A 16,629-nucleotide genomic window follows, 5' to 3' on the forward strand; every position below is an offset into this window, starting at 1 on the left:
AATTTATTCCAAATACTTATTCTTCCTTTTTAATATATCAATGGAACACTTACAAACTTTGATTATAGGAGCTGGTCCTGCTGGATATACGGCTGCTATTTATGCTGCCAGAGCAAATCTTAAACCTGTTATGTATGTTGGAAATCAGCCCGGTGGACAATTGACCATTACAAACGATGTTGAAAATTACCCCGGATTTCCTGAAGGCGTGGGTGGCCCTGAAATGATGGAAATGTTCGCTAAACAAGCCAAAAGATTTGAAACAGACGTGCGTTATGGCGTAGTTACTGAAGTAGATTTTTCGGGACATCCTCATGTTGTGACGATTGATGGCGAAAAAACCTTAACGGCTGATGCAGTAATTATTGCAACAGGAGCTTCTGCCAAATGGTTAGGCTTACCCTCAGAATCCAGATTGAATGGAAGTGGCGTCTCTGCTTGTGCTGTTTGTGATGGGTTTTTCTATCGAAAACAAACGGTAGCCATAGTAGGAGCTGGCGATACTGCTTGTGAAGAAGCTTTATATCTGTCCAAAATTTGTTTACATGTACACATGCTCGTTAGAAAAAGTACCATGAGAGCTTCAAAAATCATGGAAGAAAGAGTAAAAAATACGGCAAATATCACCATTCACTGGAATACAGAAACAGAGGAAATATTAGGAGAAAATGTGGTGGAAGCCATCAAAGTAAGAGAAGTTTCAACAGGGAAAATTGATATAATTCCTGTTCAGGGATTCTTTGTCGCTATCGGTCATCAACCCAATTCAGACGTATTTAGTAAATATCTTGAAATGGATTCGCAAGGATACCTTATTACCCAACCTGATTCTACCAAAACTAATGTGGCGGGTGTATTTGCTTGTGGCGATGTACAGGATAAAAATTTCCGACAAGCAGTAACAGCGGCAGGTTCTGGTTGCATGGCAGCTTTAGAAGCCGAAAGGTTTTTAATGGTTTTAGAGAGTAAACAATCTGTTGTAGAAGTATAAATTTCATATTTAATAAAACGTATTAACATGAATATCAATAGAAGAAATTTTTTCAAAAATACTGGTGCAATTGCCTTGGGAACCTTGGTAATACCAGAAATAATGAAAGGAAATATCCTGCACACAGAGAGTATTTCAACAGCCAAAGAAATTAAAACGGTTGGTATTCAACTGTATTCTATCAAAGACCTTTTAGAAAAAGATTTGCACGGAACCTTAGAGCAAATAGCTAAAATGGGCTATAAAGAAGTAGAAGCTTTTTCAAATAGTAAAGGACATTACTTTGGCATGATACCCAAAGAGTTTTCTGGAATGCTACAAGATAAAGGCTTGACACTCATCGGTAGTCATTTGATTTCTGGGACACAAGAACAAAAAGCTGAAACATGGCGACAAGCTACACTCCTATCAAGATTTGATGAGTTGGTGGAAAAAGCTGCTGAAACAGGACAAAAGCATCTTACTTGTGCCTACTTATTTCCAAGTTTGAGAACTACGCCAGATGATTTAAAAAGAACTGCCGAATTGTTCAACAAAGCAGGTGAAACTTGTCATCAATCAGGCTTACAGTTTTCTTTTCATAACCATGCTTACGAGTTTGAAAAAGTGGGAGATTCATTGATTTTTGATTATCTCCTTGATAATACCGACCCAAAACTAGTACAATGGGAAATGGATGTTTACTGGTTAGTTGCGGCAAAAGCTGACCCAATAGCTTACTTCAAAAAATATCCAGAACGCTTTACGCTGGGACATATTAAAGATATGTCGAAGTTGGACACTAAGAAAAATGTGGTAATTGGCGATGGCACAATAGATTATACCAACTTACTGAAAGAAGCTAAAAAAGCAGGCATGAAACACTTTATCGTTGAACAAGATAATTTTAGTGGTCCTGTTCTGGAAAGTATGGAAATAAACTGTAAAAGGTTAGCGGCTTACAAAATCTAAAATAGAAATTACTCTAGTAAAGACGATAATGGAAAAATACGTAATAGCAACCGATGATAATTTTCAGGAATTAATCAATTCAGATAAGCCTGTTTTAGTAGATTTTTGGGCAGAGTGGTGTGGCCCATGCAAAATGATTGGACCAATAGTGGAAGAATTAGCTGTAGAAGTTGAAGGACAAGCAATTGTAGCTAAAATGGATGTGGATGCCAACTCAACCATTCCCGCTACTTTAGGAGTACGCTCTATTCCGACTATCTTGATTTTCAAAAATGGTGCATTGAAAGAGAAATTTGTAGGAGGAAATATTCCCAAAAATCAATTGTCTCAAACATTGTTGAGACATGTGTAAGTAGAAAGGTGAATTAATTTGACATTTGGAATTTTAGTTCTCAAAGGCATAAAAAAGCTGTTTTATTGCTTTTTTATGCCTTTTTCATTTCAGCATTTTTTAATACAGATTTCTTCCTCAGGAATGTTGTACGAATATTGGCTATTTTGTTTCAATTACTCATATTGAGATATATTTAAGCACAATTTATTATTTATCAGCAACTTACTGCCTTTTAAAGGCTTTTATGAAATTCAAATTATAATTTGAATTTCATAAATAAACTTCCTACATTTGTTCACAAATAATGATTGTTCACGATTTCGTAAACACTTTAAAAAAATGAACACACAAGAACAAATAATCATTTATAAAGCTCTTGATAATCTTCAAAAAACGACTCTGATTAAAGGGAATTGGAAACAAAAAGGTATTCCGAATTTAGATGGAATATTGTCTTTAATATTTCCTAATGAGGTTTCTACTTATAATGTTGAAATAAAAGGAGAAATGAAAAATCAGGCTTTGCCAAAAATTTACCAACTTAATGAACAATTTAAACCTTTTATGTTGGTGGCAAGTCGAATTTCACCTGCCATTAAAAAGCAATTGCAAGTTCATAATGTAGCTTATCTGGAAGCTAATGGTAATTTTTACTTGAGAGAGAGTAATAAAATGTTCTGGATAGACACTCATGAACCTATGAAAATTGAAATTGATAATCGCAATCGGGCATTTACTAAAACAGGCTTGAAAGTATTATTTGAATTTCTCCAAAACCCAATCTTAATTAATCAACCTTATCGACAAATTGCAGAACAAACAGGTACTTCAATCGGAAATATTACCAATATTATTCAAGGATTGAAACAGGATAATTTTATTTTATCAATTAATAAAAATACCCTAAAACTCACTAACATTGAATTATTAATTAAAAAATGGGCGGATGAATTTACCAAAAATCTAAAACCAACTTTACGCATTGGAACGTTTCGTTTCTTGAAAGAAGATAATTTATTGGCATGGAAAGATTTTGATACTACAAAAGCCGTTTGGGGTGGTGAACCTGCAGGGAATTTATTAACCGATTATCTTCACCCTGCTGAGTTTACGCTATACACAGAAGAAAGTCGTAATGAAGTCATTAAAAACTATAAACTGATTCCAGATGAAAAAGGAAATGTGAAAGTTTATCAGAAGTTTTGGAAAGAGGATAACTCGGCTCACAAAACAGCCCCACCGCTTGTTGTGTATGCCGATTTGATGGCAATTAATGATAGAAGATGTATTGAAACAGCTCAAAAAATTTATGATGAATACCTACAAACTCAATTATAATCAACTCAGACAACAACCCGAAATATCAGAGATGTTGTCCGCTCTGGAAAGAGGATTAACAAAATACAGGGTTGACTTCTATTTGGTAGGTGCAGTGGCTCGTGATGTTTGGATGAGTGGCATCAACAAAATTGAACCTCGAAGAACTACGGGGGATATTGATTTTGCAGTATTTATCAATAACATATCAACTTATGACGAACTCCGAGAGCATTTAATCTACGAAGAAGGCTTTTTTCCGTACAAAGGAAACAACTTTGTGCTGATTTGGAAAGGACGAACTCAGGTAGATTTACTCCCTTTTGGAGCAATTGAAGATGAAAATGGTAAGGTTTCAACTAACGGAATAGGCTTGACGAATATCTCATTGCAAGGTTTTACAGAAATTTACAATGAAGGTTTACCCGAATTGAATTTGGAAGGTGAACATCAATTCAAATTCTGTACATTGCCAGGAATAGTATTGTTGAAAATGATAGCTTTCGATGATAGACCAGAACATCGAAGAGACGATATTAAGGACATCAGCGATATTCTCAATCATTTTTTTGATATGTATAATGAAGAAATTTATAACAATCATTTAGATTTATTTGGAGAAGAAGAATTTAGCCTCAGAGAATTGGCAGCCAGAGTAATGGGAAGAGAAATTAAGAAGATTGCCAAGCGTAATCTAAAATTGAAAGAAAGAATAATGAGTATTTTGGAACGTAATACCAATGACGAAACCAATAGCAATATGGCAATTGTAATGATTGAATACTTTAAGAATACGGTTGAGGATAATGTGAAATTGATAGGACATATTAAAGCAGGTTTTCAAGAATCATAAATCTCTATTTACACCTACATCATCAGCTAACAAAAAAATGGGCAAGATAGATTTTGTCTCTATCTGCCCACTGGTTGTACTCTTATTCTTTAAACTCAATATTTCAACTTTGTCAAGTAGTTAAAATTATCACGCATGGTAGCAAGTGCTGGTTGCGTCAAATGTTCTTGTTCAACAAACATATATTTCATATTAGATTTTTGTTGTTGTTTGAGCAGTGATACGAAATCTATTTTCCCTTTACCAAACTCTATACTTTCGTCTTTATCTTTTTTAATATCCTTGATATGCCAAAGTGGAAAACGACCAGCGTACTTTTCAAAATAATATTCAGGATTCGCTCCAGCCACAATAGCCCAACCTAAATCCAATTCCATTTTTACTAATTCGGCATCCGTATTATCTAATAAAACGTCGTATAATACTTGTCCATTTTCTTTTTCAAATTCAGTAACACCGTTATGAAAACCAAAAGTCACACCAGATTTTTTACAAGCTTCACCCATTTTGTTAAAGGTTTCTGCTGCTTTTTTGTAATTATCAACTGTTTGTCCTTTAGCAGGAAGCATGGGTGAAAGTAAAAATTCTTGTCCTGTCTCAGCCGCTTCGTCGATACTTTTCTGCCAATTGGCATTAATGATGGCATGACCACTGGAAAGTATCAGCCCTAAATCGTTCATTACTTGTTTGATTTCCTTCGGAGTCAATCCATAATAGTTACCTTTTGCACTCGGTGCAGATTCAATTACTTTGTAGCCAATTTTGGCTAATTGAGTCAATGTACCAATGGGGTCTAAGCCCATTGGTTCACGTAGAGAAAAAAGGTTTACTCCCACATTTTTTACTTGTGTAGCCTGAGCCATTTCTGAGCCGATTATACTTAAAAAAGTAGCACCTCCAGCGATTTTCAAAAATTCACGTCTATTTTTCATTTGATATATTTTACCGTAAAATGTGTTGGATAAATTATTTATAGAATCGCCTTTTTATACTTCTGTTTAAAAGTATTTATTCCAGCATCAAGGAATGAAGTAAACTTCGCAATATCGGTTTCGTAGGATACAGGATTTACCAGTAATTCTTTCGTATTCGGGTCAAGAATTACATAATATGGTTGAGCATTATTTTGATAATTAGTGATTTGCAAATCGGCATTTTGGCTTCCAATCGTAGATTTAACCTTACCATCATACATTGAAGTGTACCATTTTGATTCGGGCAACTCCATTTTTTCATCAATGTATAAGGCTACCATTACAAAGTCATTTTTCAATCGACTCATTACTGGAGTAGCCACCCAAACATTTTCTTCCATCTTTCGGCAGTTTACACAGCCATGTCCTGTGAAATCTATGAATACAGGTTTGTTTTGTTTTTTAGCACAAGCAATTGCTTGCTCAAGGTCAAAATATCCTTGAATATTATGAGGAAAACTAAGTGAAGCAGGATTGTCAGGCGTTTCGCATAAAGTAGATACTGATGCCTCAGAACCTTCAATATTTAAGTTGGCAAAATTGAAATCTTGCGTGTGCATAGGAGGTAAAAAACCAGCAAGAACTTTAAGCGGCGCTCCCCAAAGACCAGGAATGAGGTAAAATACAAAAGCAAAAGTTAGTATCGAAACAATTAATTTCGGAACACTTACCGATTTAGTTTCACTGTCGTGTGGCAATCTGATTTTGCCAAGTAGGTATAATCCAAGGCAAGAAAAAACAGCAATCCACAATACCAGAAAAATTTCTCTATCCAGTATTCTCCAATGATAAACTTGGTCTGCCGTACTCAAAAACTTCAAGGCTAAAGCCAATTCTAAAAAGCCCAATACTACTTTTACCGAATTCAACCAACCACCAGATTTGGGTAATGATTTTAACCAATTTGGGAAAATGGCAAACAAGGTAAACGGAATGGCAAATGCCATCGAAAAAGCAAACATTCCTGCAATCGGTTTTAGAATGGCACCACCAGCAGATTCTACCAAAATACTCCCGACGATAGGTCCAGTACATGAAAAAGAAACCAATACAATGGTAAAAGCCATGAAAATAATTCCATAATAACCGCCTTTGTCAGCCTCTTTATCCATTTTATTGACCAAACTATGCGGAAGCACAATTTCAAAAAGTCCAAGAAAAGATAAGCCAAAGAAGATAAAAATGACGAAGAACATAAGATTCGGCAACCAATGAGTACTAAGCCAATTGGCAAATTCTGGCCCGTTGATTCTGGCAACGATTGTCCCAACCAAAGTATAAATAAAAACAATCGAAAAACCATACATGAGTGCTTTGAAAATGGAGCTTTTGCGGTCTTTACTGGTGTTGGTAAAAAAAGTCACCGTCATGGGAATCATCGGAAAAACACAAGGCGTTAATAAAGCTGCCAAACCTGCCATAAAAGCCAATAACATAAAAGTAAAAAGGGATTCTACGGCTTTTTTTTCCGGAATAATATTCGCTTTTTTAGGAAGCACTTCTGCTTTTTTAGTAGGAAGTATTGCTCTCTCGGAAGCCTCTACTTTGATTAAGCTATCGCCTTTGATTGATGAAATCGTTACCGATTTTCCAGCTACATTTTTAGCATTTTGATTCATAAAAGAGAAACCTTCATCAAGCGAAACACATTTTCCATCGGCTTCGGTACACACTTGATAAGTTACATTTCCTGAAACTTTATAATCAACAGCACGTATCTTTACTTTTTGTCTGAACTCGGCATGATTCATAAAATAGGTATAAGTACCGCCCCATATTTCACTGTTCTTTTTTTTAGGATGAACAGGTTCAATCTTTCCTACTAATTCATAAGTATCGTTAGGTTGAAAATTGAAGGTTGTTACCATCGGTCCTAAATTAGGGTCGAAATCAGAAGAGTACATATACCAACCTTTATCAATCTTAATGTTGAAAATAAGGTCTGTTTGCTCACCTACCTTTGCTGAATTATTTGAGACGGAGTAAGTCCATTTGGCAGGCTGAATTATTTGAGCCATGCCTTTTTTTGATAAGCCAAGGCATATCAAAAGAAATAAAAACCAGTGTTTTGGGATGGATAATTTCATGGTATTTTTTGAAAATTGAGAAAAAAATGGAATGCTTTTATCGTGCCTTCGATGAAGTATTGGGTCATCAATTAGGCTACGACAAAGTAAGGAAGATTATAAACCTTGCATGGATGGGATAAATCATAAATACCAATGAGGTTTTAACAATCTTGTTACGAAGAGATTAGGCAAAAGCGAAGATTAAAATAGCATTGGTTTTTGTGCAAAAAACAATGGTTCTACAAGACAGAAAAATGTAATATTGCAAGATTATTTTACATAATTTAAATAATGAAAGCTATAAATACTCGTCAAATAATGTGTTTTTCTCGAAGAATAATTGCTCTGTTTTTACTGCTCTTCATCTTTTTGCAGGTAAAGGGATATGCGCAAGCTTTTGATGCTTTGGGAAATATCAAGTTCGAGCATATTTCTGAGGGACTTTCTCAGAGTACCGTCACCTGTATTTTACAAGATAAAAAAGGCTTTCTTTGGTTTGGAACAAGGAATGGACTGAATCGTTATGATGGCGTAAAATTTACAACTTTCGAAAATATTGTATCTGATACTTCTTCACTTAGTCATAACTATATCACTACTCTTTTTGAAGATTCGAAAGGGAATATTTGGGTTGGAACAATGGAAGGTGGTTTGAATCTTTTTAGCAAGGAAAATGAAACCTTTATCCATTTTAAGAGTAACAAGAAACAAGGAAGCATCAGCCATAATAATATCACTTGTATTTATGAAGATAAAAATCATAAACTATGGATTGGTACAGAAAACGGACTAAATTATTATGTGCCTGAGAAGAATAGCTTTGTTTTTTTTAGGTACATCAACGGAAATCCAAAAAGTATTAACAGCAATAATATTTCAGCGATTTTTGAAGATAGTCATTATAATCTTTGGTTAGGGACAAAAGGTGGCGGACTCAAACTTTTTGACCAAAAACACCAGAAGTTTATCAGTTATGTCAATGAAGTAAATAACCCAAAATCTATCAGCAATAATGTTATCAATAGTGCCTTCAAGGATTCAAAAAAGCAAGTTTGGCTGGGAACACAAAATGGATTGAATCGCTTAGTAGAAAACCAAAACGGTATAACATTTGAACGATATCAACATGAAAAAAATGACCCAAATAGCCTTGGGAACAATGTTATCGTATGTCTTTCAGAGGATTTGAATGGAAGAATTTGGATGGGTACACAGCTTAATGGATTATACATTTATAATCAACAAAAAAATACTTTTACCAATTTTTACCCTGACCCACTTCAACCATATAGCATCAGCAGTAATTCGGTGTGGTCTGTGTACAGAGATAGAATGGGCACAATGTGGCTCGGTGCGAGAAACAGAGGTATCAATAAATGGGATTATTATCATAAGCAATTTAAACACTATAATTTAAGTGTTTCGGGAAACCAAAAATTAAATAATAATGACGTTACTTGTTTTCAGGAAGACGAATTGGGTAATTTATGGATAGGAACGGATGGTGGTGGGCTCAATTATTTCGATAGGAAAACTAATAAACAATTCCGTTATTTTTATAATCCAAAAGACAAAAATAGTCTTGGAAGTAATGCCGTAATTTCACTTCATATAGACAAAAAGAAAAATTTATGGGTTGGTACTTGGGGCGGTGGGCTTAATTTATTTGATAAAACAACCCGCACATTCAAACATTATCTGCATACTTCGAACAAAGGAGCGAATATGAAGGGCGAAAATGTGTATGCAATGTACGAAGATAGTTTTGGTAATTTTTGGGTAGGAACTTATTACGGCGGACTCAATCTATACGAACCAACGACGGACTCTTTCAAACAATTTTTAAACGACCCCAATAACCCTAATAGTCTGGGCAGTAATTTAATTTCTGTGATATTTGAAGACAGTAGAAAAAATCTTTGGATTGGTACTTTTGGGGGTGGATTAGATAGATTAAACCGAAAAGATGGGAAATTTACTTTTACACATAATAAGTTTGAAGGAAGTAAATCAGGTAGAATTGGTAGTAATTTGATTAATGCCATTATCGAAGACAGCAAGCATAATTTATGGATTGGCACTGGTAAAGGGCTTTATAAATTTGATGATAACAAGGATATTTTTACAGAATATTCCAAAGAAAATGGGCTTCCAGATAATGTTATCAACGGATTGATAGAAGATAAAAAGGGGTTTCTGTGGATTAGTACCAATCAAGGCATCAGTAAATTTGACCCTGCAAAGGAAAAATTCATCAACTATTCTGTTGCCGATGGTTTACAATCGCCAGAGTTTCTGAAAGGCTCATTTTTCAAAAGTAAAGCGGGAGAATTCTTTTTTGGAGGAATTAACGGCTATAATAGTTTTTTCCCAGAAAACATTTTGGAAAAAAAGAACAAGCTACCACTCTGTTTGACCGAACTTAAAATCAATAATATTCTGATAAAACCCAATCAAAAGGATTCGCCATTAAAAAGACATATTAGCGAAACCCAAGCAATAACGCTTTCACACGATAACAACGACTTTAGTATTGGTTTTGCTTCTCTAAATTATTCTGCACCGCAAAATGCTCAGTTTGCTTACATCCTCGAAGGCTATGATGAAAATTGGCATCACACAAGTATTGATAGAAATGCCAGCTATGCTAAAGTTCCTTCGGGTTCATATACTTTCAGAGTGAAAAGTTTGGATACAAACGATAAAACTGAGGTAAAATTAAGCATTACGGTACTGCCACCTTGGTGGAAAACATGGTGGGCTTATCTACTTTATTTACTTATCTCAATGGCTTTGTTGTGGTGGTATCGTCAACTCATTATCAAGCAAATGCGTTTGGAAAGTGATTTAAAATTAGAGCATTTAGAACTCACTAAAATGCAAGAATTGGAACGCTTAAAGTCGAATTTCTTTGCCAAAATTTCGCATGAATTCCGTACACCACTAACAATGATATTAAGTCCTTTGAAGGATATGTATCACGATACTTTCGAGGGTAATCCCAAAAATCAATACCAATTAATGATTCGTAATGCAGAACGCTTGTTGCGGTTAATCAATCAATTACTTGATTTATCAAAACTTGATTCTGGCAAAATGACGCTTGTTACAACAAAGTTTAATTTGATAGATTTCCTAAAACCAATATTCTTATCGTTCGAACCTTTCGCACAGAAAAAAGGACTTACTTATGTATTAGACTGTTCTTCAGAGGATATTTTTGTATTAGCAGATGCTGATAAAATTGAAAAAATCATAACCAATTTACTTTCTAATGCCTTTAAATTCACAGAATCGGGAAGTATCGTGCTGTCAATTAAGGCTGTAGAACAACGGAAAAATGAAGATTTAGACCTTAATCAATATGTAGAAATAACCGTTTCGGATAGTGGAATTGGAATCCCTCAAGATAATTTAAGTTATATTTTTGACCATTTTTATCAAGTCGTTCACAATCATCATAAAAATGAAGGGACTGGAATTGGTTTGTCTTTAACCAAAGAATTGGTTGAACTTCACAAAGGAACAATTTCTGTAGAAAGTCAGATAAGTAAAGGAAGTACTTTTAAGATTTTGTTGCCATTAGGAGTAGAACAGCAAGCAACTGAAATTATCGCTTATGATAGGTCAAACAACTATGCCGCTAACAATTTTGAACCTATTTCAATGGTCGATGGTACAGCCTTAACGTCTGTCGATAATTCTAGCGATGAACAACAGCCACTTATTTTGTTGGTGGAAGACAACGACGATATGCGAAATTATCTGCACATAAGACTTTGCAAAAAATATAATGTGATAGAAGCCGTCAACGGACAAGAAGGCTTGCAATTAGGATTAGAAAAAATGCCTGATTTAATTATTTCCGATATTTTAATGCCTAAAATGACTGGAATAGAGATGTGTAGTTCCTTGAAAAATAATGTTCAAACCTCGCACATACCTATCATTTTATTGACAGCGCAAACCGATTCTGTGAATAAAATTGAAGGACTTGAAACAGGAGCAGATGATTATGTAGCTAAACCTTTCGATTCTAATGAGCTGGAAGTAAGAGTAAAAAACTTAATAAAATCCCGAAAAATGTTGGCGGAAAGATTTTCTCAAAGCCGTAAACTCATACTTGAACCTACAGATATTACGATTACTCCACTTGATGAAATATTTATGAAAAAAGTATTGGAGTGCATTGAGGCAAATATTTCAGATGCTGAATTTCGTGTGGAAGACCTTGGGAAAGAAGTAGGCATGAGTAGAATGCCACTATACAAAAAAATAAAAGCCTTGACGGGTCAGACTGCCGTTGAATTTGTTCGAAATATAAGGTTAAAAAGAGCGGCACAATTACTAAAACAGCAACAATTAAATGTATCAGAAGTTACTTATGAAGTGGGCTTTACTGATTTACAATATTTTAGAACTTGTTTCAAGAAAGAATTTGGTGTTAGCCCTTCTGAATATGCAAAGTATGGTGGAGAAAACGTAGTGACAGAATTCGATAAAAATGTTTGAAAGTGATAATATTCCACGAATTCACGAATGAATTCGTGGAATAAAAACACTTAAATATCCAATTTTCTACTTCCCATCCACTTAATGATTTCTGGATTTCGATGATCAAAAAAGAGACTTGTTTTGGTGTCTAAAGTTTTGATACTTTCCATGTCGGCTTCATCAAGTTCAAAGTCTAAACTGTTAAAATTCTCCTCCATTCTTTCTTTACGAACAGACTTTGGAATAACCACAACGCCTCTTTGGGTAAGCCATCTCAGAATGATTTGAGCTACACTTTTATTATATTTTGCCGACAAAGCAAGTAATAATTCATTTTGAAAAATATTGTTTTTCCCTTCAGCAAATGGTCCCCAAGATTCTATTTGAATATTGTTTTCTTGCAAAAATGATTGGTTTTCAATTTGTTGACAGAACGGATGTGTTTCCACTTGATTTACTGCTGGTGGCGTTTCTCCTCCAAACATTAATAAATCCATAATTCTATCTGGCTGAAAATTAGAAACGCCAATCGCTCGTATTTTACCTTCTTTATAAAGTTCTTCCATCGCTCGCCACGAGCCAAAAACATCGCCATAAGGCTGATGAATCAGGTATAAATCCAAATACTCCAACTGTAATCGCTCTAAAGATTTATGAAAAGACTTTTTGGTATTTTCATAGCCAGTATCTTGTACCCAAAGTTTGGTTGTAATAAAAAGTTCTTCTCTTGCTACGCCACAGTTTTTGATAGCATTTCCTACGGCTTGCTCATTCATATACGATGCCGCAGTGTCAATCAGGCGATAGCTCGTTTCTATGGCATCAATCACAGATTTTTCACATTCTTTCGCATCTGGAATTTGGAAAACACCAAAGCCTAAAATAGGCATTTCGATTCCGTTATTTAATCTTACAGTTTGCATATATTTTAAAATTTGTATTCCCTCCTACCCTTCTTATCGAAGAGCTTCTTTTAAAAATGAAATTACTTTTGTTTTGAACTCTTCTATGTCAAACATTTTTCCAAAATGAGGAGCATCTTTGACAATAATGAGTTCGTTCTTTACTCCTAATGATGTCAACCAACCACTCAATAATTTTGACTGACGATTGTTTACGAGATTATCTTTTTCTCCATGAAAAATCAGAAATGGAGGGTCGTTTTTATCTACATACGTTACAGGACTGGCAATTTTTGCCAAGTCGGGTCTGGCAATAGGGCTTGCTCCTAATAAAATCCCTTCTGGTGCTTTTGGGTCTTCGCTACTTCCTAATGAAGTAAGTTCAGAAGGTCCATAATAATCAACCACTGCTTTGATATTAAATACTTGTGCATGATTTCCATTAAAAAATGAAGCTACCTTATTGTTATTCGACAAACCTTGAAGCGATGCCAAATGCCCACCCGCCGAAAAACCCATAATAGCAATACGATTCTTATCTAAATGATATTTTTCGGCATTATTGCAAAGAAATGTAAGTGCTTGGTTACAATCTTGAATCAAAGCAGGAAACTGAGCTTGCGAAGCAAATCTATAATCAATAGACGCCACTGCGATATTGTTATTAATCAAAGCCGAAACCGTATTTCCCATGTACCCAATATCGGCATATTTGTCGTTTACAAGCCATCCACCGCCATGAATAAATACCACAAATGGAATATTTCCTTTTGTGTTCGCAGGTAAATAAATGTCTAATAAATGCTTTTTGAGCGTATCATTTTGATAAGCAATATTTCCATGTAACTCTGTACCATTGGGAAACAGCTTTAATACTGGATTGTCTGTTTGTGCAAACGTAGTATTGATTAGCAAAAGCCATTGTAAAACAATAAAACACAAGGACTTTGGAAACGCATAGTTTTTCATAGTTGAGATTAAGTTTTTCATCGTATTTTATGGTTAATTCAAATTCTTATATTCATTTGGCGTACATCCTACTCGTTGTTTAAACAATCTGGTAAAGTGTTGCGGATATTTAAAACCTAATTCATAGGCAATTTCATTGACGGTTTTATCGCCTTCAAATACTTTATTTTTAGCAATTTCAATCGTTTTGTTCAGGATGTATTCTTTTGCAGTTTGTCCTGTTTCTTTTTTTATTAAATCACCAAAATAATTAGCAGATAAATGTAGCGTGTCAGCACAATAAGCCACTGAAGGCACACCAATACTTTGTGGTTTTTCTGATAGGAAATAGCTATTCAGCAAGTCTTCAAATTTTGTTAAAACTCCTCTGTTAACATTATCTCTTGTAATGAATTGTCGGTCATAAAAACGCTCACAATAATTAAGAAATAGCTCTATGTTTGAAGCAATAAGTTTCTTGCTATGCTTATCAACGGGTTGTTTTAACTCTAATTCAATTTTGGCAAAAAGGTCTAACACCAATTGGCGTTCATCATCAGAAATGTGCAATGCTTCATTGGTTTTATAACTAAAGAAATTATAATCACTGAAAGTTTTGGCTAGAATCGTTCCGTGTATTAAATCAGGATGAAAAACCAATCCATAACCCACAGGCTGATAACTTATACCCAAATTATCTACTTCCATCACTTGTCCAGGAGCAAAAAATACTAAAGTACCCGCCTGATAGTCATAATAATCTCTTCCGTAACGAATATCGCCACACTTCACATCTTTCAAGTAAATACAATATAGTCCGTACTGAAACTTAATCGTTTTGGCTTCTGTACCCCAATTTCTTTCTGGAGCTTTTGAAAAATCTATCACACTTACCAAAGGATGAAGTGTTTTGTGATTATTATCAGCATTATACTTACTGATGTTATTGATGGGATATAAAATTTCCATTTTTTTCTGATTTGAAACAAAAGTACTCATTCTCTTAAAACTATTTTAAAGCACAGATTTCAATCAGTGAAAATGGTAGAAAAAGCAGTAATTTTTATACTATTCATTTATTAAAATAGGATGACCTTTGTAAACGCTAATACTTGTATTGCGAAGTAGCATTTGAAAAACTTACAATAATTATGAAAAAATCAACCGAAGTATTAACCTTTCTTTTACTGATAGTTATGTATTCTTTGAAAGCACAAAAGGCTGAAATAAGTAACCCAAAAATACATACCACATCAGGAATTGTAAAAGGCGTTACGGTGGAAGACATTACAATTTTTAAAGGAATTCCTTACGCTGCACCGCCCGTGGGAGAATACCGCTGGCGACCACCTCAAGCAGTAAAACCTTGGGAAGGAGAATTTGACGCTACTCAGTTTTGTAAAGACTGCGGACAAGCAGGTTTTTCGCAGACAGGAAGACAAAAAATCTCCCCAAATTCATCTGAAGACTGTTTGGCATTGAATATCTGGAAACCCGCAGTGGCAAAAAAAAATGATAAGCTTCCCGTAATGGTTTGGATACATGGGGGTGCTTTTGTTTTTGGTAGTGGAGCAAGTCCTGAAAACTCAGGTGTATCTTTTGCGAAACAAGGCGTTATTTTAATCACTTTTAATTATCGATTGGGAAGAATGGGCTTTTTTGCTCATCCTGCTTTGAGTAAAGAATACCCTGATGAACCAAAAGGAAATTATGCCTACATGGATCAAATCGCTTTACTAAAATGGGTAAAAGAAAACATTGCAGCATTTGGAGGCGACCCTAAAAATGTAACCATTTTTGGCGAATCGGCTGGCGGTGTTTCGGTACAATCATTACTTACCATCCCTGTGGCTAAAGGTTTATTCCACAAAGCCATCGTTGAGTCGGGTGGTGGACGTGATGGCGTATTGACTGGCAGACCAATCAATAAAGAAAATGCAGATAAATATTACCCTATTTCTGCCGAAACTATTGGATTGAATTTCGCCAAAAAACATGGCATTGAAGGCTCTGATGCCGAAGCGTTGGCAAAATTACGAGCGTTACCTGCGGCTGATATTATAGACAGTGGCGAAGAAAATGTAGGAAATACGCCTATTTATTCAGGTCCAATTCTCGACGGAAAACTGGTAGTTGAAACCGCCGAAAGTGCCTATAAAGCTGGCAGACAAAATAATGTACCTATCATTATTGGCTCGAATAGTGCCGAAGTACCCGCTGGTTTTGTGAATGCTCGTTCTAAAGAGGAATTATTCACCCTCTTTGGTACAATGAAAGAAGAAGCTCAAAAAGTATTTGCTCCCGATACTTCTCGAAGCTTTCCAGAAATACTCTCAATGGTAAATACCGATAAAGTTTGGGCAGAACCCGCTCGTTTTACAGCCAATGCTATCACTAAAAAAGGCAACAAAGCATACATCTACTTGTTTTCTTATGTACCCGAAGCCATGAAAGCACGTGCCAGATTTGGTGCTCCGCACGCCTCTGAAATTGCTTATGTCTTCAATAACTTAAACGCACGTTGGGGCAACCCAAAAACTTTGCCCGAAGATGAAGAAGTAGCAAAATTGATGAATACTTATTGGGCGAATTTTGCCAAAACAGGGAATCCTAATGGAGCAGGACTTCCAGAATGGCCAGCTTATGACATCAAAGGCAATAAACTAATTGATTTTCAATCAGATGGAAAAGCTGTGGGAAAACCTGACCCTAAAAAAGCAAGGCTTGATATGATTGAAAAGGCTGTTGAATCTGGAAACTTGCATTAAATCAAAAATGAAATTTTAATAAACTATT

12 protein-coding genes are annotated in these 16,629 nt (G+C 35.1%); 7 read left to right on the forward strand and 5 right to left on the reverse strand.

Annotated features, from left to right (window positions below; translation table 11 throughout):
* The first annotated feature begins 40 nt into the window (after window positions 1-40).
* From trxB to ABID42_RS14255, 5 genes are all read left to right on the forward strand, one after another.
* Window positions 41-991: a thioredoxin-disulfide reductase gene (gene trxB, locus ABID42_RS14235; protein WP_367284213.1), complete on the forward strand. Its 951-nt coding sequence runs from the start codon at window positions 41-43 to the stop codon at window positions 989-991.
* Window positions 992-1,018: 27 nt separating this feature from the next.
* Entirely contained in the window at window positions 1,019-1,942 is a 924-nt protein-coding gene (locus ABID42_RS14240; RefSeq protein WP_367284214.1) for a sugar phosphate isomerase/epimerase family protein, read from the forward strand.
* Window positions 1,943-1,970: 28 nt separating this feature from the next.
* Window positions 1,971-2,294: a thioredoxin gene (gene trxA / locus ABID42_RS14245; RefSeq protein WP_367284215.1), complete on the forward strand. Its 324-nt coding sequence runs from the start codon at window positions 1,971-1,973 to the stop codon at window positions 2,292-2,294.
* Between the two features lie 321 nt (window positions 2,295-2,615).
* Window positions 2,616-3,614, forward strand: a complete 999-nt coding sequence (locus tag ABID42_RS14250) for a type IV toxin-antitoxin system AbiEi family antitoxin (RefSeq protein ID WP_367284216.1) — start codon at window positions 2,616-2,618, stop codon at window positions 3,612-3,614.
* Complete coding sequence (locus ABID42_RS14255; protein ID WP_367284217.1) at window positions 3,586-4,446, forward strand: hypothetical protein; 861 nt, start codon at window positions 3,586-3,588, stop codon at window positions 4,444-4,446. Before ABID42_RS14250 ends, ABID42_RS14255 begins: the two co-directional genes overlap by 29 nt.
* A gap of 95 nt (window positions 4,447-4,541) precedes the next feature.
* Here ABID42_RS14255 and ABID42_RS14260 read toward each other — a convergent pair whose 3' ends face one another.
* Both ABID42_RS14260 and ABID42_RS14265 read right to left on the reverse strand, forming a co-directional pair.
* Entirely contained in the window at window positions 4,542-5,378 is an 837-nt protein-coding gene (locus ABID42_RS14260) for a sugar phosphate isomerase/epimerase family protein (RefSeq protein WP_367284218.1), read from the reverse strand.
* 38 nt (window positions 5,379-5,416) lie between these two features.
* Window positions 5,417-7,438, reverse strand: coding sequence for a protein-disulfide reductase DsbD family protein (locus ABID42_RS14265; RefSeq protein WP_367284219.1), 2,022 nt, complete (start codon window positions 7,436-7,438; stop codon window positions 5,417-5,419).
* Window positions 7,439-7,780: 342 nt separating this feature from the next.
* On the opposite strand from ABID42_RS14265, the gene ABID42_RS14270 reads away from it, so the two are divergent.
* A complete protein-coding gene (locus tag ABID42_RS14270; RefSeq protein WP_367284220.1) occupies window positions 7,781-12,001 on the forward strand; it encodes a hybrid sensor histidine kinase/response regulator transcription factor in 4,221 nt (1,406 codons plus the stop codon).
* A 50-nt stretch (window positions 12,002-12,051) separates the two neighbouring features.
* Here the strand turns inward: ABID42_RS14270 and ABID42_RS14275 are convergent, their stop codons facing one another.
* From ABID42_RS14275 to ABID42_RS14285, 3 genes are read right to left on the reverse strand one after another with little or no spacing between them, the layout of a single operon-like run.
* The gene (locus tag ABID42_RS14275) at window positions 12,052-12,906 is read right to left on the reverse strand and encodes an aldo/keto reductase (protein WP_367284221.1); all 855 of its coding nucleotides are present in this window, start codon (window positions 12,904-12,906) and stop codon (window positions 12,052-12,054) included.
* Window positions 12,907-12,939: 33 nt separating this feature from the next.
* The gene (locus ABID42_RS14280) at window positions 12,940-13,875 is read right to left on the reverse strand and encodes an alpha/beta hydrolase fold domain-containing protein (protein WP_367284222.1); all 936 of its coding nucleotides are present in this window, start codon (window positions 13,873-13,875) and stop codon (window positions 12,940-12,942) included.
* A 12-nt stretch (window positions 13,876-13,887) separates the two neighbouring features.
* Complete coding sequence (locus ABID42_RS14285) at window positions 13,888-14,802, reverse strand: helix-turn-helix domain-containing protein (RefSeq protein ID WP_367284223.1); 915 nt, start codon at window positions 14,800-14,802, stop codon at window positions 13,888-13,890.
* A 182-nt stretch (window positions 14,803-14,984) separates the two neighbouring features.
* Here ABID42_RS14285 and ABID42_RS14290 point away from each other — a divergent pair, with 182 nt between their 5' ends.
* Window positions 14,985-16,601, forward strand: coding sequence for a carboxylesterase/lipase family protein (locus ABID42_RS14290; protein ID WP_367284224.1), 1,617 nt, complete (start codon window positions 14,985-14,987; stop codon window positions 16,599-16,601).
* Window positions 16,602-16,629: the final 28 nt, after the last annotated feature.

The organism is Arcicella rosea (assembly GCF_040543805.1).
GTDB lineage: Bacteria > Bacteroidota > Bacteroidia > Cytophagales > Spirosomataceae > Arcicella > Arcicella rosea.

What these genes read in the sequence shown, in the direction of transcription:
- ABID42_RS14285 (WP_367284223.1), bottom strand. Translation starts at nt 14,802, where the DNA reads ATGGAAATTTTATATCCCATCAATAACATCAGTAAGTATAATGCTGAT.
- ABID42_RS14250 (WP_367284216.1), top strand. Translation starts at nt 2,616, where the DNA reads ATGAACACACAAGAACAAATAATCATTTATAAAGCTCTTGATAATCTT.
- ABID42_RS14290 (WP_367284224.1), top strand. Translation starts at nt 14,985, where the DNA reads ATGAAAAAATCAACCGAAGTATTAACCTTTCTTTTACTGATAGTTATG.
- ABID42_RS14275 (WP_367284221.1), bottom strand. Translation starts at nt 12,906, where the DNA reads ATGCAAACTGTAAGATTAAATAACGGAATCGAAATGCCTATTTTAGGC.
- trxB (WP_367284213.1), top strand. Translation starts at nt 41, where the DNA reads ATGGAACACTTACAAACTTTGATTATAGGAGCTGGTCCTGCTGGATAT.
- trxA (WP_367284215.1), top strand. Translation starts at nt 1,971, where the DNA reads ATGGAAAAATACGTAATAGCAACCGATGATAATTTTCAGGAATTAATC.
- ABID42_RS14260 (WP_367284218.1), bottom strand. Translation starts at nt 5,378, where the DNA reads ATGAAAAATAGACGTGAATTTTTGAAAATCGCTGGAGGTGCTACTTTT.
- ABID42_RS14240 (WP_367284214.1), top strand. Translation starts at nt 1,019, where the DNA reads ATGAATATCAATAGAAGAAATTTTTTCAAAAATACTGGTGCAATTGCC.
- ABID42_RS14270 (WP_367284220.1), top strand. Translation starts at nt 7,781, where the DNA reads ATGAAAGCTATAAATACTCGTCAAATAATGTGTTTTTCTCGAAGAATA.
- ABID42_RS14255 (WP_367284217.1), top strand. Translation starts at nt 3,586, where the DNA reads ATGATGAATACCTACAAACTCAATTATAATCAACTCAGACAACAACCC.
- ABID42_RS14265 (WP_367284219.1), bottom strand. Translation starts at nt 7,438, where the DNA reads ATGGCTCAAATAATTCAGCCTGCCAAATGGACTTACTCCGTCTCAAAT.
- ABID42_RS14280 (WP_367284222.1), bottom strand. Translation starts at nt 13,875, where the DNA reads ATGAAAAACTTAATCTCAACTATGAAAAACTATGCGTTTCCAAAGTCC.